Source organism: Paraburkholderia polaris (assembly GCF_012927345.1).
GTDB lineage: Bacteria > Pseudomonadota > Gammaproteobacteria > Burkholderiales > Burkholderiaceae > Paraburkholderia > Paraburkholderia polaris.
Genome location: NZ_JABBGJ010000122.1, coordinates 1 through 2,373, shown reverse-complemented (window position 1 = coordinate 2,373; position 2,373 = coordinate 1). Strand labels below are relative to the sequence as shown.

Here is a 2,373-nt window from a genome sequence, read left to right as displayed (position 1 = left end):
ATTATGCGGCTGGCTCGCCTGTACCGAAACCCGGCGTGACGGTAACCGACCTCGCCGTGGGTATTTACCACAACTTCTAGACATCGCAGCCGGAAGCGGTGCAATAAAAACAGGGCGTCGGACAAAACATCCAACGCCCTATTTATTTAGGTAACCAAATTGTTTTTCGTATTTATTTAAGACTCATTTGGCAGAACGCCCCGCATCAGCACTCGACAACATTCAACGCCAGCCCACCACGCGAGGTCTCCTTGTATTTCGTCTTCATATCAAGGCCGGTCTGCCACATCGTACGGATGACCGAGTCGAGCGACACCTGGTGATCACCGGCGCCCTGAAGTGCCATGCGGGCGGCATGAATAGCCTTCACCGCACCCACGGCGTTGCGTTCGATGCAGGGAATCTGCACTCGCCCGCCGACGGGGTCGCAGGTGAGTCCGAGATGATGCTCCATGGCAATCTCAGCGGCGTGCTCGACCTGCGAAGGCGTGCCGCCCTGTACAGCCGCAAGCCCGGCCGCCGCCATTGAACAGGCCACGCCAACTTCTCCCTGACACCCGACCTCCGCGCCCGAAATTGAGGCGTTCCGTTTGTACAGAGAGCCGATTGCCGCTGCGGTCAGCAGGAAATCACAAACGACTGCCGGCCCGGCAGGTCCATGAAAACGATCAAAGTAATGCAACACCGCAGGGATGATTCCAGCCGCGCCGTTGGTTGGCGCGGTGACTACCCGTCCACCCGCCGCGTTCTCTTCGTTCACCGCCATTGCGAACAGCGAGACCCAATCCAGAGCAACCAGCGGATCCGCCGCAGCCTCCGCTTCAAGAGCGTGTAGCGTTCGGTAAAAACCCGGTGCCCGTCGGGCAACGCCAAGCGGACCCGGGAGCGGCTTCGCAGCCTCATCGTTGTCCACGCCGCAGCCGCGCTTGACACAGGCCTGCATCGCGTGCCAAAGGTGGAGGATGCCAGTCGTAATGTCATCATCGTCCCGTTGCACGGCCTCGTTCGCGCGCATTAACTGGGCGATGGACAGCCCACTTTCGACGCATCGGGCAAGCAGCGTGGCGCCTGAGTCAAATGGAAACGGAACCGTGCGCGCTTGCTGATCGCCCTCACACATGTTTTCGACCACGAATCCGCCACCAGTCGAAAAGTAGGTTGCACCGAGAACCAACTCGCCTGCTTCATCACTGGCGCTGAAGCGAATCGCGTTCGGGTGCTCAGGCAGAGCGCGGCGATTGAAGCGGATATGTTCGTGTGGCCGCAAGACAAGCTCGTGCCGGGCCATGAGCATCAGTCTGCCGCTCGCACGAACGGCTGCGATTCGCGCGCTGATCGTCGACGGATCGATCGTGTCCGGCTGCTCACCCATGAGTCCGAGCAGCGCACCGACATCGCTGCCGTGCCCACGGCCGGTTGCGCCTAGCGAGCCAAACAGATCGACCTGCACAGTCCGCACGCGCGGTAAGCGATCACATCGTTCGAGACGTTCCGCGAACATCCTTCCCGCCCGCATCGGCCCCACCGTGTGCGAGCTCGACGGACCAATGCCAATCCTGAACAGATCGAATACACCGACCATCGGCGCCTCCGTCGCGTGGCTCATTTAAGGTACGTCTCCGCGAGACGAACCCAGATGCTCGCGCCGACCGGAATCGCTTCGTCGTTGAAGTCGTATCCAGGGTTGTGTATGTGACAGCCGTGCCACTCACCCTCGCCGTTGCCAATTGCGATATAGCAGCCTGGCAGCGCTTCTAGCATCCATGCGAAGTCCTCACTGCCGTTGCCGCCGCGAGGCAGCGCGGTCAGCACATTTTCGGCGCCCAGCAAATCAATCAGAACCTGCTGGAAGAAACGCGTTTCGTTTGCATGATTGACCAGCACCGGGACCAGCCGCTGATAGTTGATGGTCGCTTCGACACCGAACACAGCCGCCTGGGCGGCGACGATTTCCCTGATTCGTCGCTCGATAAGATCGCGCGTGTTCGGACTCTTCGCACGAACGTTCAGCGTGATTTCCGCGACGTCAGGAATAACGTTGAACGTAGTCCCTGCCTTCATGATCCCGGTGCTCACCACGCACGATTCGCCGGGCTCGACGTTGCGCGACGCGATCGTCTGAACGGCCATCACGATTGCCGCGGCAGCGATGACCGGGTCTTTGGTGAACTGGGGCATGGCGCCATGTCCACCAACCCCTTTTAGCGTGATGTCGACACGGTCGGACGACGACATCACCGGACCCGGTACCGCAAGTACCTTGCCGAGCGGCAGGCCGGGCATATTGTGCATGGCGTAGACCGCGTCGCAAGGAAAGCGTTCGAACAGGCCATCTTCCATCATGGCCCGTGCGCCGCAGAGGTTTTCCTCGTC

Annotated in this window: 2 protein-coding genes; both read right to left on the bottom strand. The window is 60.5% G+C overall.

What is annotated here, in order from left to right:
• Positions 1-205: 205 nt before the first annotated feature.
• Positions 206-1,582 (bottom strand): L-serine ammonia-lyase, encoded by a 1,377-nt coding sequence (locus HHL24_RS43185; RefSeq protein WP_169491328.1) that lies wholly within the window; start codon positions 1,580-1,582, stop codon positions 206-208.
• A gap of 20 nt (positions 1,583-1,602) precedes the next feature.
• Positions 1,603-2,373 (bottom strand): amidohydrolase (locus HHL24_RS43180; RefSeq protein ID WP_169491327.1); only part of this gene is annotated, 771 nt, incomplete at its 5' end.

Coding starts and splice junctions, on each gene's coding strand:
- HHL24_RS43185 (WP_169491328.1), bottom strand. CDS start 1,582: ATGGTCGGTGTATTCGATCTGTTCAGGATTGGCATTGGTCCGTCGAGC.